We start from the raw sequence: 22,089 nt of genomic DNA, 5'->3' as shown, positions 1-22,089 counted from the left end.
GATGAGACAGAAAACAGGAGAGGTGGCGCCGCCGGACGTGGTCACGGCGGCGCGCAGGAGTTGCCTCGACAGGGAAAGGCCGCGGTCAGATACGCAGATCGTCCAGCGACTTGCCCTTGCCCAGCGCTTCCACGACCCATTTTGGCTGGCGGCCACGGCCGGTCCAGGTCTGGGAATTGTCGGCCGGGTTGTGGTATTGGGGATTCACCTTGGCGCCGCCGCCTGCTTTCTTGCTTTTGCCAGTGCCCTTGGCCAGCAATTCTTCCACCGAGATTCCCATATTCTGGGCGATCTCGAGAATCTGCTCGCGCGCTTTCTTGACGTCTTGCTGCTGGCGGTTTTTGATCTCCTTTTCGATATCGAATTGAAGACCCTTCAGCTCGGCGAGGTTATAACCCGACAGATCGATGTTTGCCATTTTGTTTCATCCTTGATTAGGTGATTCGATTCGTTTCGAAGTGCCGCGCAGCGATTTTACTATTTAATCGCCGAATATGAATGACAATCGTGCGCGGGGTGATTTCGAATCAAATACATGGCAAATCGTTAATGCATGTGGGGTTATTTTCCCAGGTTCTGGAGATGGGCAATTTCTTGTGAAACGGCGCGGGTCACGACCTGGCCCAGGGATTGATGCAGGCTCGCGCGAATTTCGGCCGAAAAACCCGCCATCGCTTTATCTACCGCTTCGGCGATGCCGTCGCGCAGCCGCTGTTCGAGCACGAAATCGATCCGGCCCTGCAATTGCTGCAGCACGCGTTCGGTCAGGCGTCGTTCCATGACGCTCCACTGCTCGCCGCTCCAGCGGTCGGCGGCCCGCCGTTCCAGGGCTTCCGGGGACTCCGCGTCGTCGGCGCCGTTCGTTCCGGTCGTGGCGCCGGCTGCCGCTGCCGCAGCGGGAGCGCTTGACGCCACTGGCGCGGCAGGCGCCGGCGAGTCGGCGACGACCTCGGTCAATACGGGAATGCTGGCATCGAAAGCGGGATCCTGGTTCATGTCTGTCCTGCGACGAAGTGGGTCAATGGATAGGATTGCCTTTTATAGGCGACATAGCGTTTGCGTCCCTCGGCGGCATCGTCTTCATCAAGCGAAATGATTTCGAACACGCGCGCGAATTGCGCGAAATTGTTCGGCGTGCGGCGCGTGAGGTTCACCAGCATATCGTGGTGCGGCAGCGTTGCGTCTTCATTATCGGTAATCACGATCGGCGTCTGCGGCGCCAGCGGATCGCCGGCCAGCACGTGCGGAATGAAATCGGTATCCCCCACGTTCCACAGCGCCGCATTCAATGCCTCGGCCTGTTCAGGGCTTTCTGCCAGCACCACGACTTTGGCGCGCGCGCCATATGCCTTGCGCGCCAGCCGGCAGGCATAGGACAGCTTATCGGGGATATTGGTATGGAAGTCGATCCGGGTCATGGCATCACTAAAAAGAGGAGGGCTTTCGCCCTCCGGTGCAGTTTCCTGCGCAGTTTTCCAAATGATCAGGCATTCATGCCGCTATGGCGCAGCAAAGCGTCGATCGAAGGTTCACGGCCGCGGAAGGCCTTGAACGATTCGAGCGCCGGCCGCGAGCCGCCCACGGCGAGGATCTCGCGGTGGAAGCGGCGTCCGGTGTCGAACAGGTCGGCTCCGGATTCGACGGCTTCTTCGAATGCGGCATAGGCGTCGCTGGATAACACCTCGGCCCATTTATAGCTGTAATAGCCGGCCGCGTAGCCGCCCGCGAAGATATGGCTGAACGAATGCTGGAAGCGGTTGAACGACGGCGGCGTGATGACGGCGAAGTTGCGGCGGATGTCGTCGACCAGTTCCTGCACCTGCTGGCTGTGCGGATCGAAATCGTAGTGCAGGTGCATGTCGATCAGCGAGAACTCGACCTGGCGCAGGGTCTGCATCCCGGACTGGAAGTTCTTCGCCGCCAGCATCTTGTCGTACAGCGCGCGCGGCAGCGGTTCGCCGGTCTTGTAGTGCGCGGTCATCTGCTGCAGCTTGTCCCACTCCCAGCAGAAGTTTTCCATGAACTGCGACGGCAGCTCCACCGCATCCCATTCGACGCCCGAGATGCCGGCCACCGACAGCTCTTCGACTTCGGTCAGCATGTGGTGCAGGCCGTGGCCGAATTCGTGGAACAGCGTGGTCACTTCGTCATGCGTGAACAGCGACGGCTGCAGCACGCCGTCCACCGTCGCCGGCGGCGTGAAATTGCAGACCAGGTAGGCGACCGGGGTCTGCACCGCGCCGCCAGAGAGCAGGCGGCGGCCGCGCGCATCGTTCATCCAGGCGCCCTGGGCCTTGCCGGCGCGCGCATACGGATCGAGGTAGAACTGGCCGACCAGCTGGCCGTTGCGCTCGATGCGGTAGAAGCGCACGTCCGGGTGCCATACGGGCGCCTCTTCGGGGATGACGTCGGCCTCGAACAGCTGGCGGATCACGCCGAACAGGCCTTGCAGCACCTTATGTTCGGGGAAGTATTCCTTCACTTCCTGGGCCGAGAAGGCATAGCGCTTCTCGCGCAGCTTTTCGGAAGCATAGGTGACGTCCCAGGATTGCAGATCATCGATGCCAAGCTCGGTGCGCGCGAACTCGCGCAGCTCGAGCAGGTCTTTCTCGGCGTACGGACGCGCGCGACGCGCCAGGTCTTCGAGGAATTCGATCACGTGCTGCGGGCTCTGCGCCATCTTGGCCACCAGCGAGACGTCGGCGAAGCTGCCGTAGTCGAGCAGGCGCGCTTCTTCGTTGCGCAGCTTGAGCAGGTTGACGATATTGGACGAGTTGTCCCACTTCTCGACCTCGGTGAACATGATGCCGGCGTCCGACGCCTTGGTGGCGCTGGCGCGGTAGATCGTTTCGCGCAGCGCGCGGTTGTCGGCGAACTGCAGCACCGGGAAGTAGGACGGGAAGTGCAGGGTGAACAGCCAGCCGCTCTTGCCATCGCGCTCGGCGGCGGCCTTGGCGGCCTGCTTCACGTCGTCCGGCAGGCCCGCGAGTTCTTCTTCGTTCTCGACCACCAGCTTGTAGTCGTTGGTCGCGTCCAGCACGTTTTCCGAGAAGCGCGTCGACAATTGCGATTGCTGCTCCTGGATCTCGGCGAAGCGCGGCTTTTTATCTTCCGGCAGTTCGGCGCCGCCGAGGCGGAAGTCGCGCAGGGCGTTTTCGACGATGCGCTGGCGCACAGGGTTGAGGCTGTCCCAGTGCGGGCCATTACGCAGCTGCTTGTACTTGGCGAACAGCGCCTCGTTCTGGCCGATGGCGGTGGAGAACTCCACGACCTTCGGCTGGTTCTCGTTATAGGTGGCGCGCAGCTCGGGCGTGTCCACCACGTGGTTCAGGTGGCCGACCACGCCCCAGGCGCGGCCCAGGCGTTCGCTGGCGTCGTCGAGCGGGGCCAGGGTGTCCCAGGTGACGTCATCCACCGGGGCTTCGAGTTGCGCCACGATGGCATTGGCGTCAAGGATCAGCTGCTCGATGGCGGGCGTGACGTGCTCGGGCTTGATCGCGTCGAAGCGCGGCAGGCCGGAAAAGTCGAGGAGGGGATTGGTAGCGGTCGTCATCGTAGTCCTTCCATATTCGTTAATCACTGGTACGCCGAACGCTCATGCAGATGCCATGGCAGCCAATGAGCGGCCATGGCGCCATGACGGGCTTACGCCAGGCCTGGTTTCGGTTCCATGCCCGACGCCTGGCCCGCCGGCGGCTGGCCGCTGGCGTGCACGCGCTCCGCGGACTCGAGGGTATTCATCAACAACATCGTGATCGTCATCGGACCGACGCCGCCAGGCACTGGAGTGATGTGCGACGCCACCTCGGACACGCCCGCGAAATCGACGTCGCCGCATAGCTTGCCCGCGTCGTCACGGTTCATGCCGACGTCGATCACGATCGCGCCCGGCTTGACCATCTCTGCGGTGAGGGTATTGCGGCGGCCGACGGCGGCCACGATCACGTCGGCCTGGCGGGTGTGGTAGCCCAGGTCCGGCGTTGCGCTATGGCAGATGGTGACGGTGGCGTTGGCTTGCAAGAGCAACAGGGCCATCGGCTTGCCGACGGTATTCGAGCGGCCGATCACCACTGCGTGCTTGCCGCGCAGGTCGATGCCGGTGGTCTCGATCAGCTTCATGCAGCCGTACGGGGTGCAGGGGCGAAAGCCCGGCAGGTTGGCCACCAGCTCGCCGGCCGACAGCACCGAATAGCCGTCGACGTCCTTGGCGGTCGAGATGGCCTCGATGACTTTCGACGGGTCGATGTGCTTCGGCAGCGGCATCTGCACCAGGATGCCATGGATGGCCGGGTCCGCGTTCAATGCTGCAATGCGGTCGAGCAGGGCTTGCTCGGAAAGGTCGGCCTCGTATTTCTCGAGCACCGAATGGAAGCCCACGTCGCCGCAGGCCTTCACCTTGTTGCGCACATAGACCTGGCTGGCCGGATCTTCGCCGACCAGGATCACGGCCAGGCCAGGCTGCTTGCCGGCGGCGGTGAGTTTGGCGGCGCGCGCGGCGATATCTTCGCGCAGTTGTTTGGAAAGGAGGACTCCGTCGATCAGTTGTGCAGGCATGGTGAAAGCTCGTCGCTGGGCAAAAAGAGAATTATACGGCCCACGCATGCAATCTCCTCCTTTCAGCGTATAAATGGGCCGTTTTTTGCCGCCGATCAGGCGCTCCGGTATACGATGTTCATTGATCGAAAATCCAATGTTTCTCTATGAAAATTGTGCACTTGCAGCATGGGATTTTATATTGTGAAATGCCATACCGTAATTTGAAAATGCCAAAATCCACTGGTAGAATCCATTGGTTTATCTAAAAAGATAGTCTGAAATTTCACCACTCGCCGCCAGCCTGCGCAGGGATCGGGTCGGGGCGCACCACTCTAGGAGACGCATGACATGTCAGCTCAACTCGACCAGTTGACCGCGCAAGCCGCCAATGATCCGGACGCGATCGAGACCAAGGAATGGCTCGATGCGCTGGAAGCGGTGATCGAACATGAAGGGACCGAGCGCGCCCATTACCTGATGGAGCGCCTGGTGGACCTGGCGCGCCGCCGTGGCGCCCACGTTCCGTTCTCGAGCAATACCGCCTACGTCAACACCATCCCGGCCCACCTGAACCAGAATTCGCCGGGCAATCTCGAATACGAAGAGCGCCTGCGCTCGTGGATGCGCTGGAACGCGATGGCGATGGTCGTCAAGGCCAACCGCGCCGACGGCGACCTGGGCGGCCACATCTCGTCCTTCGCCTCGCTGGCGAACATGCTGGGCACCGGCTTCAACCACTTCTGGCACGCCCCGACCGAAGACCACGGCGGCGACCTGCTGTACATCCAGGGCCACTCCTCGCCCGGCATCTACGCGCGCGCCTTCCTCGAAGGCCGCCTCTCCGAAGAGCAGCTGCTGAACTTCCGCCGCGAAGTCGACGGCAAGGGCCTGTCGTCGTACCCGCACCCGAAACTGATGCCGGACTTCTGGCAGTTCCCGACCGTGTCGATGGGCCTGGGCCCGCTGATGGCGATCTACCAGGCGCGCTTCCTGAAGTACCTGCACGCGCGCGGCATCGCCAAGACCGACAACCGCAAGGTCTGGGTCTTCTGCGGCGACGGCGAGATGGACGAGCCGGAATCGATGGGCGCGATCGGCATGGCCGCGCGCGAGCAGCTGGACAACCTGGTCATGGTCGTCAACTGCAATCTGCAGCGCCTGGACGGTCCGGTGCGCGGCAACGGCAAGATCATCCAGGAACTGGAAGCCGACTTCCGCGGCGCCGGCTGGAACGTCGTCAAGGTCATCTGGGGCTCGCAGTGGGATCCGCTGCTGTCGCAGGACAAGGAAGGCATCCTGCAGCGCGTGATGATGGAAACCGTCGACGGCGAATACCAGAACTACAAGGCCAAGGACGGCGCCTACGTGCGCAAGCACTTCTTCGGCAAGCATCCGAAGCTGCTCGAGATGGTCTCGAAGATGAGCGACGACGACATCTGGCGCCTGACCCGCGGCGGCCACGATCCGCACAAGATCTACGCCGCCTTCAAGAACGCGCAAGAAAACAAGGGTTCCCCGACCGTCCTGCTGGTCAAGACCGTCAAGGGCTTCGGCATGGGCAAGTCGGGCGAGGCGCGCAACACCGCGCACCAGACCAAGAAGCTGGACGACCAGGCGATCCGCGACATGCGCGACCGCTTCAATATCGCCATCCCCGACGACAAGCTGGCCGACATCCCGTTCTTCAAGCCGGCCGACGACGCGCCCGAGATGGTGTACCTGCACGAGCGCCGCAAGGCCCTGGGCGGCTACCTGCCGCAGCGCCGCGAGAAGGCCGACGAGCAGCTGACCGTGCCGAAGCTGGAATCGTTCAAGGGCGTGCTCGAGCCGACCCCTGAAGGCCGCGAGATCTCGACCACCCAGTCGTACGTGCGCGTGATCACCAGCCTGCTGAAGGACGAAAGCATCGGCCAGCGCATCGTGCCGATCCTGGTCGACGAATCGCGCACCTTCGGCATGGAAGGCCTGTTCCGCCAGATCGGCATCTTCAACCAGCAGGGCCAGTTGTACGAGCCGGTCGACCGCGACCAGGTGATGTACTACCGTGAAGACAAGGCAGGCCAGATCCTGCAAGAGGGCATCAACGAAGCGGGCGGCATGAGCTCGTGGATCGCGGCGGCGACTTCGTACTCGTCGAACAACCGCACGATGATCCCGTTCTACACCTTCTACTCGATGTTCGGCATGCAGCGCGTGGGCGACCTGGTCTGGCTGGCCGGCGACATCCGTGCGCGCGGCTTCCTGATGGGCGGCACCGCCGGCCGCACGACGCTGAACGGCGAAGGCCTGCAGCACGAAGATGGCCACAGCCACGTGATCGCCGCGACCGTGCCGAACTGCCTGCCGTATGACCCGACCTTCGGTCACGAAGTCGCCGTCATCATCCAGGACGGCCTGCGCCGCATGGTGGAAGAACAGGAAGACGTGTTCTACTACATCACCATCATGAACGAGAACTACTCGCATCCTGGCCTGAAGCCGGGCCAGGAAGAGGGCATCCTGAAGGGCATGTACCTGCTGCAGGAAGGCGCCGCGATCACTGGCGACAAACCTGCGCCGCGCGTGCAGCTGATCGGCTGCGGCACCATCCTGCGCGAGTCGATCTTCGCCGCCGAGCTGCTCAAGAACGACTGGGGCGTCGATGCGGACGTGTGGTCGGCGCCTTCGCTGACCCTGCTGGCGCGCGACGGCCAGGACGCCGAGCGCTGGAACATGGTCAACCCGGAACTGCCGCAGCGCGTGCCGTACGTGACTTCGCTGCTGCAGAACACCAGCGGCCCGATCGTCGCGACCACCGACTACATGCGCATGTTCGCCGAGCAGATCCGCGCCTTCATGCCGAAGGACCGCACCTATAAAGTGCTGGGCACCGACGGCTTCGGTCGCTCGGATTCGCGCGTCAAGCTGCGCGAGTTCTTCGAGGTGAACCGCTACTACGTCACGGTCGCCGCGCTGCGCGCCCTGGCCGACGAAGGCAAGATCGACCGCGCCATCGTGTCGCAGGCGATCGCCAAGTACGGCATCGACCAGAACAAGCCGAATCCGGTGACCCAGTAAATGCTCATGCAGGCCGTTTCTTCCTGTCGGAAGCGGCCTGCCTAGGCTAACTCGAATAAAAAATTTGGAGCTAACACTATGAGCGTTGTGGAAGTCAAAGTCCCCGATATCGGCGACTTCAAGGAAGTCGAAGTCATCGAACTGATGGTCAAGCCGGGCGACACCATCAAGGTCGACCAGTCGCTGGTGACCGTCGAGTCGGACAAGGCCAGCATGGAAATCCCGTCGAGCCATGCCGGCGTCGTGAAAGAGATCAAGGTGAAGGTCGGCGACAAGGTCGCCGAAGGTTCGCTGGTGCTGCTGCTCGAGGAAGCGGGCGGCGCCGCCGAAGCGCCTGCCGCCGCCGCTCCTGCGGCTGCTGAAAAACCGGCTGAAAAACCTGCCGAAGCGCCGGCCGCAGCCGCCCCAGCGGCATCCGGCGGCCCGGTCGACGTGACCGTGCCCGACATCGGCGACTTCAAGGAAGTCGAAGTCATCGAACTGATGGTCAAGGTCGGCGACACGATCAAGGTCGACCAGTCCCTGATCACGGTCGAGTCGGACAAGGCCAGCATGGAGATCCCGTCGAGCCATGCCGGCGTCGTGAAGGAACTGAAAGTGAAGGTCGGCGACAAGGTCGCCAAGGGCTCGCTGGTGCTGGTCGTGGAAGCGACCGGCGGCGCATCGGCTGCTCCTGCCGCCGCGCCCGCACCTGCCGCTGCTCCGGCAGCCGCACCTGCCGCTGCTCCAGCAGCTGCGCCAGCACCGGCGCCAGCGCCTGCCGCAGCTCCTGCGCCAGCCGCCGCGCCAGGCGTCACCGGCTCGAAAGCCCACGCCTCGCCATCGATCCGCAAATTCGCGCGCGAACTGGGCGTCGACCTGGGCCGCGTGCCGGGCACCGGTCCGAAGGGCCGCATCACCCAGCAGGACGTGCAGACGTTCGTGAAGGGCGTGATGTCCGCGCCGGCCGCCGCTGCGCCTGCGGCAGCGGGCGGCGGCGCCGGCATCGGCGGCATCAGCCTGCTGCCATGGCCGTCGCTCGACTTCTCGAAATTCGGTCCGACCGAAACCGTGCCGCTGTCGCGCATCAAGAAGATCTCGGGCCCGAACCTGCATCGCAACTGGGTCATGATCCCGCACGTGACGCACTTCGACGAAGCCGACGTGACCGACCTGGAACAGTTCCGCGTCGATTCGAACGCCGCGCTGGCCAAGCAGAAGTCCGCAGTCAAGCTGACCATGCTGGCCTTCGTGATCAAGGCGAGCGTCGCCGCGCTCAAGAAGTTCCCGCAATTTAACGCGTCGCTGTCGGAAGACGGCGCGGCCCTGATCACCAAGCAGTACTACAACATCGGCTTCGCGGCCGACACCCCGAATGGCCTGGTGGTGCCGGTCGTGAAGGATGCGGACAAGAAGACGATCTCGCAGATCGCCGTCGAAATGGGCGAGCTCTCGGGCCAGGCGCGCGAAGGCAAGCTGCCGCCGACCGCGATGCAGGGCGCGACCTTCACCATCTCGTCGCTGGGCGGCATCGGCGGCACCAACTTCACGCCGATCATCAACGCGCCGGAGCTGGCGATCCTGGGCCTGTCCAAGTCGGCGATGAAGCCGGTGTGGGACGGCTCGAGCTTCCAGCCGCGCCTGATGCTGCCGCTGTCGCTGTCGTACGACCACCGCGTGATCGACGGCGCCGGCGCCGCGCGCTTCGCCGCCTACCTGGCCGAAGTGCTGGCCGATATGCGCAAGACCCTTCTGTGATTGGAGCGCACTGATGAGCACTGTTGAAGTGAAAGTCCCGAACATCGGCGACTTCAAGGACGTCGAAGTGATCGAGCTGATGGTCAAGCCGGGCGACACGATCAAGGTCGACCAGTCCCTGGTCACCGTCGAATCGGACAAGGCCAGCATGGAGATCCCGTCGACCCACGCGGGCGTGGTCAAGGAAGTCAAGGTCAAGGTCGGCGACAAGATCAATGAAGGCGACCTGCTGCTGAGCATTGAAGAATCGGGCGCGGGCGCGCCTGCCGCCGACAAGTCGGCTGAAAAGCCGGCAGAAAAGCCGGCCGCGCAGATCGGTGCGCAAGCCGCGGCGCCGACCGCCGCCGCCGCGCCGACCGATTCGTATGCGCCGGCGCACCCGGCGCCGGCCGCCCAGCCGGGCGCCGCACCTGCGCCGAATGCGTCGAGCTACTCGGGCCAGGTCGACATCGAATGCGAGATGATGGTGCTGGGCGCCGGTCCTGGCGGCTATTCGGCCGCCTTCCGCGCCGCCGACCTCGGCATGAACACCGTGCTGGTCGAGAAGTACGCGACCCTGGGCGGCGTGTGCCTGAACGTCGGTTGCATTCCATCGAAGGCGCTGCTGCACGTGGCGCACATCATGGATGAAACCGCGCACATGGCCGACCTGGGCGTCTCGTTCGCCAAGCCGCAAGTCGACATCGACAAGCTGCGCGCGCACAAGGATGGCGTGATCAAGAAGATGACCGGCGGCCTGGCCTTCATGGCCAAGGCGCGCAAGGTCAATGTGGTGCAGGGCGTGGGCCAGTTCCTCTCCCCGAACCACATCGAAGTCACCGGTCCCGATGGCGGCAAGAAGGTCGTGGCCTTCAAGAAGGCGATCATCGCCGCCGGCTCGTCGGTGGTGAAGCTGCCGTTCGTGCCGGAAGATCCGCGCATCGTCGATTCCACCGGCGCGCTGGAACTGCGCCAGGTGCCGAAGAAGATGCTGGTCATCGGCGGCGGCATCATCGGCCTGGAAATGGCGACCGTCTATTCGTCGCTGGGTTCGCGCATCGACGTGGTCGAGATGATGGATGGCCTGATGCAGGGCGCCGACCGCGAGGCGGTCAAGGTCTGGCAGAAGTTCAATGCCCACCGCTTCGATAACATCATGCTGAAAACCAAAACCGTCGGCGTGGAAGCGCTGCCGGAAGGGATCAAGGTCACCTTCGAAGCGGCCGAAGCCGGCGCCACTTCGCCGGAACCGCAGCTGTACGACCTGGTGCTGGTGGCCGTGGGCCGCAGCCCGAACGGCAAGAAGATCTCTGCCGACAAGGCCGGCGTGACGGTGACCGACCGCGGCTTCATCCCGGTCGACGGCCAGATGCGCACCAATGTGCCGCACATCTTCGCCATCGGCGACCTGGTGGGCCAGCCGATGCTGGCGCACAAGGCGGTGCACGAGGCGCACGTGGCGGCCGAAGCAGCGCTCGACAAGAAGACCCACTTCGACGCCAAGGTGATCCCGTCGGTCGCGTACACCGATCCCGAAGTGGCATGGGTCGGCCTCACCGAGGACGAAGCCAAGCAGAAGGGCATCAAGGTCGAGAAGGGCCACTTCCCGTGGAACGCCAGCGGCCGCGCGGTCGCCAACGGCCGCGACGAAGGCTTCACCAAGCTGCTGTTCGATGCCGAGACCCACCGCATCGTCGGCGGCACCATCGTCGGCACCAATGCCGGCGACATGATCGGCGAGATCGCGCTGGCGATCGAGATGGGCGCGGACGGCGTGGACATCGGCAAGACCATCCACCCGCACCCGACCCTGGGCGAGTCGATCGGCATGGCGGCCGAAGCCTACGAAGGCGTCTGCACCGATTTGCCGCCGCCGAAGAAGCGTTGATCGCGGCAAGCGCATGACAGGGACGGGACCAGCGATGGTCCCGTTTTTTTACATCTGCCGGAACACGTCCATGTAGTTGCGGCTCACCACCAGCTGCTCATCGCGCCCCTTGAGCTTCACATGCAAGCGTCCGCGAAAATCGGTGCGCGTGCCCGCCACGTGGCGCGCCGCCACGATCACCCCACGGTGGATCTGCCAGAACTGTTGCGGGTCCAATTGCTCCTTTAACTGCCGCAGCGGCGTGCGGATCAGGCTTTCGCCATCCGGCAGGAATACGCTGGTGTACTTGTCGTTGCTCTGGAAATAGATCACTTCCTCGACCGCGATCAGGCGCGTTTCCTGGCCCGCCGCGGCGCGGATCCATTGCAGCGGTGCGGGCGCGGCCGGGGTGGCCGGAACGCCGGCCCCCAGCTGGCGCAGCAGCGCCTGCAGGGCGTCCGCCGGCAGCGCTGGCGCCGGCGCCGACAGCGCGGCGCGCAGTCGCTCGACGGTGCGCGCCAGCCGCTCCTGGCGTATCGGCTTCAGCAGATAATCGAAGGCCTCGTGCTCGAAGGCCTGGGCCGCGTAATGCTCGTGGGCGGTGGTGAACACCACGCGCGGCGCGTTGCCGCCGGCGCACAGCCGCGCGGCCAGGTCGATCCCGGTCAGGCCCGGCATCTGGATGTCCAGGAACGCCACCTGCGGCGCCAGCTCGTCGATCAGGCGCAGCGCTTCGATGCCGTTCGGGGCGCGCACGATCTCGAGCCCGGGCCAGGCTTCGCGCAGCTGGGTGGCGAGATAGTCGAGCAAATGGGGTTCGTCGTCGGCGATCAGGGCAAGGCAGCGGTCGATGATGTCACCTCGGTGTGGGAAAGGGGGAGCAGCAGGCGCGCGACCACGCCGCCGCCGGGATTGTCGAGCAGCTCCAGGCGCGCGCCCGGCCCATGCAGCTGGCGCACACGCTCGCGCAGATTGGACAGGCCGACGCCGCCGCCGGGACGCGGCGGCGCGGCCACCAGCCCGCGCCCGCTGTCGCGCACCTCGACCCGCAACACGCCGTCGTCGACGGCGGCGCGCAGCACGATCTCGCCGCCGTCCACCTTGGGTTCCAGTCCGTGCATGACGGCGTTCTCGACCAGCGGCTGGATCAGCATCGGCGCGATCGGCAGCGTGCGGCAGGCGTTGTCCGCTTCGATGCGCCAGCGCAGGCGCTGGCCCATGCGCACGCCCAGCACGTCGAGATAGTTTGCCGCCAGATCCAGTTCAGCCCCGAGCGTGGCGCTGCCGGCGCGGCTGGCGGCCAGGCTGGCGCGCAGGTAGTCGATGAAGCGCTCCAGCATGCGCCGCGCCTGGGCCGGCTGGGTATCGATCAGGCTGACCACATTGGCCAGCGTGTTGTACAGGAAGTGCGGCTCGATCTGGGCCTGCAGCGCGCGCAGCTGGGCCTCGGCCAGCAGCCGCGCCGTGGTCGCCATCTGCTCTTGCCGGCGCGCCTCCAGGGTCTGGCGTTCGATGCGGCGCTCGCCGGCGACCAGCACCATCAGGATGGCCACGCCGATCGCCAGGCCAAAGGCCAGCAGGGCCCCGAGCGCGTCGGCATTCAGGATGGGCATGGCGCCGCGCAGGATGGCGCCCGAGACGGCGATGCCGAAGGCGGCGCACAGCACGATCGCGGCCAGGTCGAGCAGGCGCGCATTCGTCCGGCTGGTGGTCGGCGGCACCACCTTCTCCAGCACCCGCAGCGCGCCATGAATGGGGAAGCCGACGCAGTGCGACGCCAGCAGGCTGTAGCCGAACAGCGTGAGGAACGACGCGCGCCAGTTGCCGAAGGTGGTCAACGCCAGCGAGATCCCGAGCGCGATCAGCGTATTCCACAGCGCGGTATAGAGCAGGTCGCGCGCGGCCGAGCGCGGCCAGCGCCGGAATACCGGGAACAGTTCCAGCGGGTGGCCGCGCCTGTGCGCGGAGGTCGGAGCGGATAGTTTCATGCTGTTAAGAAATTACCATGAAAGCAGTGCGGTGCGCGATAGGGAAGTCGCGCCAGCGCCACCGGCCCATCCTTGACGCCGGCGGCGTCGAACACCGTCATCACCGTGACGCCGGCGCGCAAGTCCTGGGCCACGCCGACCAGGTAGCCATCGAGCTCCGAGCGCGCGTTGCGGCGCGGGACCAGCACGTGTTCCTCGACCTGCCAGCCGGCGCCGAAGACGTAACCATCGACCTTGCCGGTGTCAAGATCGACCAGGTTGACGCTGTCGAGCCGCAGGTCGGGCGAGGCGCCGCTGGCGCCCAGCAGGGCGAGGCGGCGGTGGCGCGCCATCGCCACCTGCGGCATCACGCGCGGGAATTCGCTGGCGCCGAACAGGCGCTCGGTGCGCGCCTGGCCGCCGGCATAGTCGAGCGTGACCTGCACGGTGCGGCTGCGCGGCGGCGTATGCTCCCCGCGCATCACGCTGCCCACCCCGGCCAGCGCGTCGCCCTCGTGCAGCACCACGTCGAAGCGGGTGCAGTCGCCGTCTTCCCAGGCATTCCCGAAGTGGAACACCATCGTTGGCGGCAGTTCGAAGACCTGGCGCAGCGCCAGCGTGTCCTTGGCGATCACGATCACCCGCGCCGCACGTTCACTGTTCCAGACATGGCGGTCGGCGAAACTCAGGCGCGCATCGTTCCGCAGATCGTAGGGTGGCACGACGAAGATCAGGTGCTTTGCGCTCACCACGAAATCATGCACCATCGCCAGTTGCGGCACCGGCAGCAGGGCGGTGCGCAGCACCTGGCCCCGGGCGCCGATCTGGTACAGCGCCAGGCGGTTGGCGCCGGGCAGCGTGCCGAAGTTCCACATGCCGCCCTGCGGATCGAGCTTGGGGTGGGCCGAGAACGGCATCGCGCGCAGTTCGTCACTCCAGGTCTTGATGCCGCGCGTGGCCAGCGACTCCGGATCGAGTTCGGTCGCCGAGCCGCCTTCCCACAACGCATACAGCCGGCCGTCGAACGGCAGCAGATTGGTGTTGGCGGCGTTCATGGTGTCGTTGTCGCGCACGCCCCGGCGCGTCACGAGCGTGCCGAAGGCCGGATACAGGAACCGGCCGGCCGCGCTTTCTTCGACGTAGCGCTGGGTCTCGACGAAGCGGCCCCGGTGGCGCACCTTGCCGTCGGCCACGGTCCAGGCCTGGGCGAAGCCGTCGCCGTCGAACCAGTGGTGATAGCGTTCGCCTTTCATCTCGAAGCGGCCCGGCCCGTTGCGGTAGAAGGTGCCGCGCAGGTCGCGCGGCAGGCGGCCCCTGACGGCGGCGTCGCCTTCCTGGTTGCCGGCCTGGTTGGCGTAGACCGCCAGCGACGGGTCGCGCGCCAGGGCGGCGTGGAAGCGCTGGTGGGTGGCCTCGTCGGCGCGGACCGCCGGGGCGAGGGCGAGGGCGCCGAGTGCGGCGCCGGCATGCAAAAAGGAACGGCGGTGCATGGTGGCCTCAGCGCACGGTGATGCGGATGGCGTTGCCGCCCTGCGGCAGGTCGATGCGGGCAGCCTCGAACGCCGGCGGCCCCATATTGCCCAGCGCATCGTTGCTGAAGCCGGTCGCCTCGACCGGGATGCCCATCATGTTCTGGTCCAGCTTGCCGTTGTCGTTGGCGTCATGGTAGGCGGCGATGGCGTACTGGCCGGCGGCCAGGTCCTTGAGCGCGAAGGTGGCGCCGCCATCCCGGACGGGCGCGCTGGCGCTGTGCAGCGGGCGCTTGAGGAAGCGGTCGGCGCTGTCGAACAGGGCGATCTTCACGCTGCCGCCGTCGCCGCGCGCGCCGTCGACCTGGATCGACAGGTCGGCGGCGTGGCTGGCGGCGGCGCTGGACAGCAGGGCAAGCAGAAGGGCAAGGCGGTGCATGAAAGTCTCCGTTGAGTGGTCGATAGGGCCATTCTGGAAGAGCGAACCGCGCCCCGCCGCGGTTTGCGACGAGGCGGCGCCGGGCGGCGCGAAATGCACGGATACGGCGCGAATCGTCATCAAGAGAGAGCGCCACGTGCGCCGCTTGCCAGCGCCTGGCAAAAGCCTATGATGAGGGAGTACGGCGGGAAATGCGGCGGCAAGCCGACTTGCCGCGCCCGCGTTCAGCTCAGGAGGGCAAGATGGACGAGCACTGCAACGAGTACGTCGGGACCGTCTACGTGTTACCGGAAACCCGCTGTTTCGAACTCCACACCACGGTCCACGGCGCGCCGGCGACCATTTGCGGCACGGTGTCCCAGCTGCTGGCCTCGCAGTTCAGCCAGTACGTGCCGGGCGCCATCGGCACCGTCGATCCGCAGCAGGTGGCGGTGCGGCCGCGCCGGGTCGAGGTGCTGACCCGCGAACTGCACGAGCGCCACCGGGCGCCGCGCAAGGTGCACCTGCTCACGCGCGTGCATGACGTGGAAGAGCAGGCCAGGCCGGTGCCCGTGTCGGCCGTCTGACGAGCACCATAAAAATGAAAATGCCGCCCGGCTTGCACCGGACGGCATTGTTTTGGAGGCGACTTTGCTTCAGCTAAAGCTGACGAAGCGCTCCGGGATATCGATCGTGCCGGCCTTGGCGGCGGCGGCATAGGACCGCATTTCAGCGATCACGGCTTCCATCTGGTCGGCGCCAGGGTTTTCGATAAAGTTTTTCATGCGTTCTTGCAGCGATGCCTGTTGATCACGCCATTCGTATCTGGACGACTTGCTCATGCTTTCTCCTCGCGGTCTCACCGCTGTTATTGATATTCACGACACCCTCTGTGAAGGCTTACAGAGTGCCACAAAAATGCCCGTTGTGTCCGTGCGATGCCGCACTTAGTCATCCAGCTCCCGTGATTATTTAACAGTTCTTCAGAACGCTGGCATAAAACAGCTCGAGACGCGCCGCCAGCTCGCGCCGCGCCTCCTCGCGCGTGGGTTGGGTGTCGGGGAACAAGAAGCGCCCGATCGGATCGCCGCAGATGCAGCCGATCAGATGGATCGGCAGCAATTCCAGCGGCACCTCGTCGCGCAGCTGCCTGCGGATGTCCGGGCGCGAAAAGAAGCGGTACAGCATCTCGCGCGTCAGGCGCGGCCCGCCCTCATAGAAAGCCTTCGCCAGTTCCGGATTGCTGGCGGCTTCGGCGATCACCACGCGCTGCATGGCCATCGTATCTGGGTCGACCAGCAGATCGTAGAAGTCGCGCGCGAAGTCGTCGACGATCGCGCGCAGCGGCCGGGTGTCGGCGTCCATGCTGTGTCCGGCAAACAGGCGTTCGCGCCGTGAGGCGAGCACGGCCTTGAGCAGGCCGGCCTTGCCGCCGAACTTCACATAGATCGTGCGCACCGCCACCCGCGCCTCGCGGGCGATGGCTTCCAGGCTGACCTTGGTATAGCCATGGCGCAGGATGAGGCAGCCCGCGGCCTCGATCAATTCCTGGGTACGGGCCTCGACTTCCGACGCCTTCGGGCGGCCGGCGGATTTGACGGTCGCCGGGGTTTCACTCTGTGCTTTGCTCATGGCAAGGACTCTAGTGCAAACCAAAATGAAACGCAACCGTTTCATTTCTTGACTTCCCCGTGTTGCTGGCAAATAATGCGATGAATCCATTTCATTTCATTTTCCGGAGCTTTTCCATGGCAGAGATGCACAGCACGGCAGGGCAGGCGCCCGCGGCACAGACCCCAGCGGGCGCGGCGCCAGGCAGCGGGCCCGGCAAGAGCGCGCCCAACAAGCGCGTGCTGGTCGTCGTCGGCCTGATCGCGCTGGCCGCGATCGGCGCCGGCGGACGCATGTGGTACCGCAGCCATCACTTCGTCGAGACCGAAAATGCCTATGTCACCGGGCGCGTGCACCAGGTGTCGTCGCGCGTGGCCGGCGTGGTCACCAAGGTCCTGGTGGACGACAACCAGCTGGTGAAGGCGGGCGACACGATCGCCGAGCTGGACCCGGTCGACCACGCCGTGCGCGTCGAGCAGATCGAAGCCCAGATCGCCAGCATGCAGCAGCAGCTCAAGCAGGCCGAGGCGCAGATCGAGCAGGTGCGCGCCCAGGCCGCCGGCGCTAGCGCCCAGGTCAAGCAGTCCCAGGCCCAGCTGCTGCGGGCGCGCCAGGACGCCGAACGCTTCGGCCAGCTGTACAACGAGACCATGAAGGCGGTCTCGAAGGCCGAGGTGGATGCCTCGAACGCCGCGCGCGACGCCGCCGTGGCCGACCTGGCCGCGCGCCGCGACAACGCCGCCGCGGCGCAAGCCCAGATCGGCGCTGCCGAGGCGGGCCGCGACGTGCTCAAGGCGCAGGTCAAGGTATTGCAGGCGCAGTGGAAGGAAGCGCAGCAGCAGCTGGCCTACAACCGCATCGTGGCGCCGGTGGACGGCCGCGTCGGCCGCCGCAGCGTCGAAGTCGGCGCCCGCGTGCAGCCGGGCCAGGCGATGCTGGCCGTGGTCGAGGACAACGTCTGGGTGGTCGCCAACTTCAAGGAAACCCAGCTCGCCGGCCTGGCGCCGGGACAGATGGTCAATCTCGAGGTCGACGCGCTGCCCGAGCATCACCTGGTGGGCCGCGTGGACAGCTTCGCCCCGGCCTCGGGCAACCAGTTCGCGCTGCTGCCGGCCGATAACGCGACCGGCAACTTCACCAAGATCGTGCAGCGCGTGCCGGTCAAGATCACGCTCGACCCGCAGGACGTGAAAAAATACGCCGGCCGCCTGGTGCCCGGCATGTCGGTGGTGGCCGAGGTCGAACTGGGCCAGGACGTCAAGCCGACCCAGACCGCCGCCGCGCACTAAGCGCTTGCCATGACGACCCTGAGCAAACCCGCCGCAGCCGGCCCGACATCGGGGGCAGTCCCCGGCGCGCCTGCGAATGGCGCCGCGGTCGACCTGCGCACCTGGATCGCGATCGCCGCCGGCATGCTGGGCGCCTTCATGGCGGTGCTCGACATCCAGATCACCAACTCTTCGCTGCGCGACATCCTCGGCACCCTGTCGGCCACGCAGGAAGAAGGCTCATGGATCTCGACCGCCTACCTGTGCGCCGAGATCGTCGTGATCCCGCTGACGGCGCTGTTCACGCGCGCCTTCGGCGTGCGCAACTACATGATCGGCACCACCGCGCTGTTCCTGGTGTTCTCGACCCTGTGCGGCGCGGCCTGGAGCCTGGAGAGCATGATCGTGTTCCGCATGCTGCAGGGCTTCACCGGCGGCGCGCTGATCCCGATGGCGATGACCCTGGTGATGACCCTGCTGCCGCCGTCGAAGCGCGCCACCGGCATGGCCATCTTCGGCCTGACCGCGACCCTGGCGCCGGCCATGGGCCCGACCTTGGGCGGCTACCTGTCGGAGCTGTATGGCTGGCCGTCGATCTTCTACATCAACTGGGTGCCGGGCGTGCTGCTCATCGCCGGCATGGCCTGGGGCCTGAATCCCGAGAAGGCCAACCTCAGGACGCTGGTGAAGGCCGACTGGCTCGGCATCGCGCTGATGGCGATGGGCCTGGCCTGCCTGACGATCTTCCTGGAAGAAGGCAATTCGAAGGACTGGTTCGATTCGAGCTTCATCGTGACCTTCGCCGCGCTCTCGCTCACGGGCCTCCTGGGCTGGGTGGCGCTGAGCTTCTCGAAGCCGGAACCGTTCGTCAACCTGCGCCTCTACGGCCAGCGTAATTTTTTGGTGGCGACCACGCTGTCGGCGGTGATCGGTATGGGCCTGTATGGTTCCTCTTACCTGTTGCCGCTGTACCTGGGCCAGATCGCCGGCTATACGCCGATGCAGATCGGCGAAGTGATCGCCTGGGTCGGCCTGCCGCAATTGCTGGTGATGCCGTTCGCGGCCAAGCTGTCCTCGAAAGTGGACAACCGCATCCTGTGCAGCTTCGGCCTGTTCATGTTCGGCATCTCATGCATCATGAATTCGTTCATGGACGCCACCACCGGCTACGACCAGCTGATGTGGACGCAAGTCGTGCGCGCCATCGGCCAGCCGTTCGTGATGCTGACCCTGTCGAACTTCGCGATGTCCGGCCTGTCGCCGCGCGACATGGGATCGGCCTCGAGCCTGTTCAACATGACCCGCAACCTGGGCGGCTCGATCGGCATCGCGCTCCTGGCGACCTCGCTCACCAACCGCGAACACTTCCACTCGGCGCGCCTGGGCGAAGCGGTCTCCAGCTATGCGCCCGCGACCCAGGAACGCCTCGATGTGCTGACCCAGGGCTTCATCGCCAAGGGCATCGATCCCGCCAGCGCCGCCGATCAGGCGCTCGCCGTGGTCGACCGCCTGGTGCGGCGCGAAGCCTATGTGATGGCCTATAACGACGGCTTCTGGATCATCGGCATGATCCTGCTCGGCTGCATCGCGGCGATCTGGATGGCCGACAAGGTCAAGTCGCCTGGCGGTGGTGGCGGTGGCCACTGATATTGAATTCGAATGAAGAGATCAACCATGTTCAAACCTCTCGCCACCGTCATCGCGATCGGCGTACTGCTCGCCGGCTGCACCACGCTCGGCCCGGACTTCAAGGCGCCGGACGCGCCGGCGCAATCTGCGTTCCGCCATCTCGACGCGGGCAGCGACAGCGCGCGCCTGCCGGCCGCCTGGTGGACCGTGTTCCATGACGCCACCCTCGACAGCCTGGAGGCGCGCGCGCTGCGCGACAATCCGGGCGTGCAGGCCGCGGCCCAGCGCCTGCTGCAGGCGCAGGCGCAACTCGGCGTGGTGCGCGCCGGCCAGCTGCCGAGCGTCTCGCTCGGCGCGGGCGTGTCCAATAGCCGGACCTCGGCCGAAACGTCGCAGGGCCTGGCCCTGGGCGGGCGCTCGATCGAGGGCAATAACTATAGCGTCGGCGCGTCGCTGTCGTATGAGCTCGACCTGTGGGGCCGCGTGCGCCGCGTCGTCGAGGCCAGCGATGCGCAGGCGCTGGCGGCGCAGATTGATCGCGACGGCGTGATCCTGCTGCTGTCGAGCCAGGTCGCGTCGTCGTACTGGCAGCTGCGCGGCCTGGATGCCGAGCGGGCGATCCTGGAGGACGCCCTGGCCACGCGGCGCGAGTCGCAGCAACTGGTCGAGGCCCGCTTCAATGCCGGCCTGTCGAACGAGCTGGACGTGTCGCGCGCGCGCATCGAGCGCGCCAACGCCGAAGCCGACCTGCACGAAGTGCAGCGCCAGCGCAACCTGGTGGAACACACGCTGGCCACGCTGGTGGGCAGCACGCCCAGCGCGCCGTTGCTGGCGGCAGCGGACGTGCGACTGCCGCAGCCGCCCGCGATTCCCGTCGGCCTGCCGGCCAGCCTGGTGGGCCAGCGGCCCGACCTGGCGGCCAGCGTGGCGCAGCTGAAGGCGGCCAACGCCCAGATCGGCGTGGCCGAAGGCGCCTTCTATCCGGCGCTGTCGCTGACCGGGAATTTCGGCTATGCCTCGCAAAGCCTGAACGACCTGACGAGCGGCGGCGCACGCCAGTTCTCGGCCGGCCCGCTGGCGCTGTCGCTGCCGATCTTCGATGGCGGACGCAATCGCGCCAACCTGGCGCTCGCCAGGGCGCGCTACGACGAGGCGGTGGCCAACCACCAGACGACATTGTTGACGGCGCTGCGCGAGGTCGAAGACGCGCTGTCCGACCTGCAGCAACGCCAGAAGCAGGGAGACGTGCAAGCGCAGTCGCAGGAGGCCGCGGCGCGCGCGCTGCTGGTGGCGCAGGCGCGCTACGAGCGCGGCGTGTCGACCTATCTCGACGTGACCGACGCCCAGCGCAGCACGCTGGCGGCGGACCGCGCCGCGGCCCAGATCCGCACCCAGCGCCTGCTGGCGACGGTGGCGGTGGCGCGCGCGCTCGGCGGCGGTTGGGAGCAGGGAGAGGCGCTGGCGACGGTGCGATAATGGTCCGGTTGTCATCCACGACCCGAGAGACCATGAAAACCATCCTCGCACCATTCGTCCTGTGCGCCGCCATCGGCGCCGCTGTTGCCCCGACCGTGCAGGCGCAAACAGCGCCCGCGGTCGCCAGCGCCGACCAGCTGCACGCCATGGCGAAACGCTTCGCGCCGGTCGAGCTGCGCGCCGACGTGGCGCACTTGTCCAAAGGCGACCGCGCCGCCATCGCCAAGCTGATCGAAGCGGCGAAGATCGTCGACACGCTGCAGTTGCGCCAGCGCTGGGCCCACAACGAGGCCCTGTGGAACGCGCTCAGGAAAGACACCACGCCGCTCGGCCGTGCGCGCCTGGATGCCTTCTGGCTCAACAAGGGCCCGTGGTCGAACCTCGACAACAATGCCTCCTTCATGCCGGCCGAGTATGCGGGCATCAGGATTCCGGCGCAGAAGCCCGAGGGCGCCAACTTCTATCCGCAAGGCGCCACCAAGGCATCCCTGGAAAACTGGATGAACGGCCTGGCGCCGGAGCAGAAGAAAGAGGCGCAGTGGTTCTTTACGGTGATTCGCACCGGGCCGGACGGCAAGCTGCGCACCGTGAAGTATTCGGAAGAATACCGCCCCGAACTGGAACAGCTGGCGAAACTGCTGCGCGAGGCGGCGGCAGCCACCGATAACGCCTCGCTCAAGAAATTCCTGAACCTGCGCGCCGACGCGTTCCTTTCCAACGACTATCTCGCCTCGGACTTCGCCTGGATGGACCTCGACGCGCCGGTCGACGTGACCATCGGGCCGTACGAAACCTATAACGACGAGCTGTTCGGCTACAAGGCCGCCTTCGAAGCCTATGTGAGCATCCGCGATCCGCAGGAAACGGCCAAGCTCGACTTCTTCGGCAAGCACCTGCAGGAACTCGAAGACAACCTGCCGCTCGACAAGCAGTACCGCAACCCGAAGGTCGGCGCCATCGCGCCAATGGTGGTGGTTAAACTGTTTAGTTCCGTGCGATCATTTTCCTCGTCGTAGCTGGCCTTTGTTCCGTGCAAAGGCTATGCTCGACGACTTGATTGCTGGATTCAGCAGTC

Annotated in this window: 19 protein-coding genes; 8 read left to right on the top strand and 11 right to left on the bottom strand. The window is 65.7% G+C overall.

From position 1 onward, the window contains the following. Positions 1-85: 85 nt before the first annotated feature. From ABIB42_RS15990 to folD, 5 genes are all read right to left on the bottom strand, one after another. On the bottom strand, positions 86-418 hold the full coding sequence (locus ABIB42_RS15990; protein WP_005665677.1) for an H-NS family nucleoid-associated regulatory protein: 333 nt from the start codon (positions 416-418) through the stop codon (positions 86-88). A 143-nt stretch (positions 419-561) separates the two neighbouring features. Next, on the bottom strand, positions 562-996 hold the full coding sequence (locus ABIB42_RS15985) for a hypothetical protein (RefSeq protein ID WP_005665678.1): 435 nt from the start codon (positions 994-996) through the stop codon (positions 562-564). Beyond that, positions 993-1,418: a DNA polymerase III subunit chi gene (locus tag ABIB42_RS15980; protein WP_005665679.1), complete on the bottom strand. Its 426-nt coding sequence runs from the start codon at positions 1,416-1,418 to the stop codon at positions 993-995. Before ABIB42_RS15980 ends, ABIB42_RS15985 begins: the two co-directional genes overlap by 4 nt. A 65-nt stretch (positions 1,419-1,483) precedes the next feature. Then, a complete protein-coding gene (locus ABIB42_RS15975) occupies positions 1,484-3,553 on the bottom strand; it encodes a M3 family metallopeptidase (RefSeq protein ID WP_005665683.1) in 2,070 nt (689 codons plus the stop codon). Positions 3,554-3,645: 92 nt separating this feature from the next. Further along, the gene (gene folD / locus ABIB42_RS15970) at positions 3,646-4,554 is read right to left on the bottom strand and encodes a bifunctional methylenetetrahydrofolate dehydrogenase/methenyltetrahydrofolate cyclohydrolase FolD (protein ID WP_051205037.1); all 909 of its coding nucleotides are present in this window, start codon (positions 4,552-4,554) and stop codon (positions 3,646-3,648) included. Positions 4,555-4,884: 330 nt separating this feature from the next. Here folD and aceE point away from each other — a divergent pair, with 330 nt between their 5' ends. The 3 genes from aceE to lpdA all read left to right on the top strand — a co-directional run bounded on the left by aceE (position 4,885) and on the right by lpdA (position 11,197). Then, a complete protein-coding gene (aceE, locus tag ABIB42_RS15965; RefSeq protein WP_005665688.1) occupies positions 4,885-7,593 on the top strand; it encodes a pyruvate dehydrogenase (acetyl-transferring), homodimeric type in 2,709 nt (902 codons plus the stop codon). Positions 7,594-7,671: 78 nt separating this feature from the next. Further along, positions 7,672-9,330 (top strand): dihydrolipoyllysine-residue acetyltransferase, encoded by a 1,659-nt coding sequence (aceF, locus tag ABIB42_RS15960; protein WP_005665689.1) that lies wholly within the window; start codon positions 7,672-7,674, stop codon positions 9,328-9,330. A 13-nt stretch (positions 9,331-9,343) separates the two neighbouring features. Then, on the top strand, positions 9,344-11,197 hold the full coding sequence (gene lpdA / locus ABIB42_RS15955) for a dihydrolipoyl dehydrogenase (protein WP_005665690.1): 1,854 nt from the start codon (positions 9,344-9,346) through the stop codon (positions 11,195-11,197). A 48-nt stretch (positions 11,198-11,245) separates the two neighbouring features. On the opposite strand, the gene ABIB42_RS15950 is transcribed toward lpdA, so the two are convergent. Genes ABIB42_RS15950 through ABIB42_RS15935 form a run of 4 tightly spaced genes read right to left on the bottom strand, consistent with a single transcriptional unit; the run spans position 11,246 to position 15,051 of the window. Beyond that, positions 11,246-11,986 (bottom strand): LytR/AlgR family response regulator transcription factor, encoded by a 741-nt coding sequence (locus ABIB42_RS15950; protein WP_005665691.1) that lies wholly within the window; start codon positions 11,984-11,986, stop codon positions 11,246-11,248. Positions 11,987-12,006: 20 nt separating this feature from the next. After that, the gene (locus ABIB42_RS15945) at positions 12,007-13,164 is read right to left on the bottom strand and encodes a sensor histidine kinase (protein WP_429248640.1); all 1,158 of its coding nucleotides are present in this window, start codon (positions 13,162-13,164) and stop codon (positions 12,007-12,009) included. Next, positions 13,161-14,633, bottom strand: coding sequence for a carotenoid oxygenase family protein (locus ABIB42_RS15940; RefSeq protein ID WP_429248639.1), 1,473 nt, complete (start codon positions 14,631-14,633; stop codon positions 13,161-13,163). Before ABIB42_RS15940 ends, ABIB42_RS15945 begins: the two co-directional genes overlap by 4 nt. 7 nt (positions 14,634-14,640) lie before the next feature. Then, positions 14,641-15,051 (bottom strand): DUF2141 domain-containing protein, encoded by a 411-nt coding sequence (locus ABIB42_RS15935; RefSeq protein WP_429248638.1) that lies wholly within the window; start codon positions 15,049-15,051, stop codon positions 14,641-14,643. Between the two features lie 242 nt (positions 15,052-15,293). Between ABIB42_RS15935 and ABIB42_RS15930 the strand changes: the two genes are divergently transcribed. Next, positions 15,294-15,617, top strand: coding sequence for a hypothetical protein (locus tag ABIB42_RS15930; RefSeq protein ID WP_005665696.1), 324 nt, complete (start codon positions 15,294-15,296; stop codon positions 15,615-15,617). A gap of 69 nt (positions 15,618-15,686) precedes the next feature. On the opposite strand, the gene ABIB42_RS15925 is transcribed toward ABIB42_RS15930, so the two are convergent. After that, a complete protein-coding gene (locus ABIB42_RS15925) occupies positions 15,687-15,872 on the bottom strand; it encodes a hypothetical protein (RefSeq protein ID WP_005665700.1) in 186 nt (61 codons plus the stop codon). A gap of 130 nt (positions 15,873-16,002) precedes the next feature. After that, positions 16,003-16,662, bottom strand: coding sequence for a TetR/AcrR family transcriptional regulator (locus ABIB42_RS15920; RefSeq protein WP_429248637.1), 660 nt, complete (start codon positions 16,660-16,662; stop codon positions 16,003-16,005). Between the two features lie 116 nt (positions 16,663-16,778). On the opposite strand from ABIB42_RS15920, the gene ABIB42_RS15915 reads away from it, so the two are divergent. Genes ABIB42_RS15915 through ABIB42_RS15900 form a run of 4 tightly spaced genes read left to right on the top strand, consistent with a single transcriptional unit; the run spans position 16,779 to position 22,030 of the window. Next, entirely contained in the window at positions 16,779-17,930 is a 1,152-nt protein-coding gene (locus ABIB42_RS15915; RefSeq protein WP_184237279.1) for an HlyD family secretion protein, read from the top strand. A gap of 9 nt (positions 17,931-17,939) precedes the next feature. Next, positions 17,940-19,556: a DHA2 family efflux MFS transporter permease subunit gene (locus tag ABIB42_RS15910; protein WP_005665704.1), complete on the top strand. Its 1,617-nt coding sequence runs from the start codon at positions 17,940-17,942 to the stop codon at positions 19,554-19,556. 27 nt (positions 19,557-19,583) lie between these two features. Next, complete coding sequence (locus ABIB42_RS15905) at positions 19,584-21,014, top strand: efflux transporter outer membrane subunit (RefSeq protein ID WP_184237282.1); 1,431 nt, start codon at positions 19,584-19,586, stop codon at positions 21,012-21,014. Between the two features lie 32 nt (positions 21,015-21,046). Further along, complete coding sequence (locus tag ABIB42_RS15900; RefSeq protein WP_429248636.1) at positions 21,047-22,030, top strand: dipeptidyl-peptidase 3 family protein; 984 nt, start codon at positions 21,047-21,049, stop codon at positions 22,028-22,030. The last annotated feature ends 59 nt before the right edge of the window (positions 22,031-22,089 follow it).

Origin of the sequence: Massilia sp. UYP32 (assembly GCF_050434365.1) — a bacterium.
GTDB lineage: Bacteria > Pseudomonadota > Gammaproteobacteria > Burkholderiales > Burkholderiaceae_D > Telluria > Telluria timonae.
Note: the sequence above shows the minus strand (reverse complement) of the source record. Positions and strands in the feature narration are given on the sequence as shown.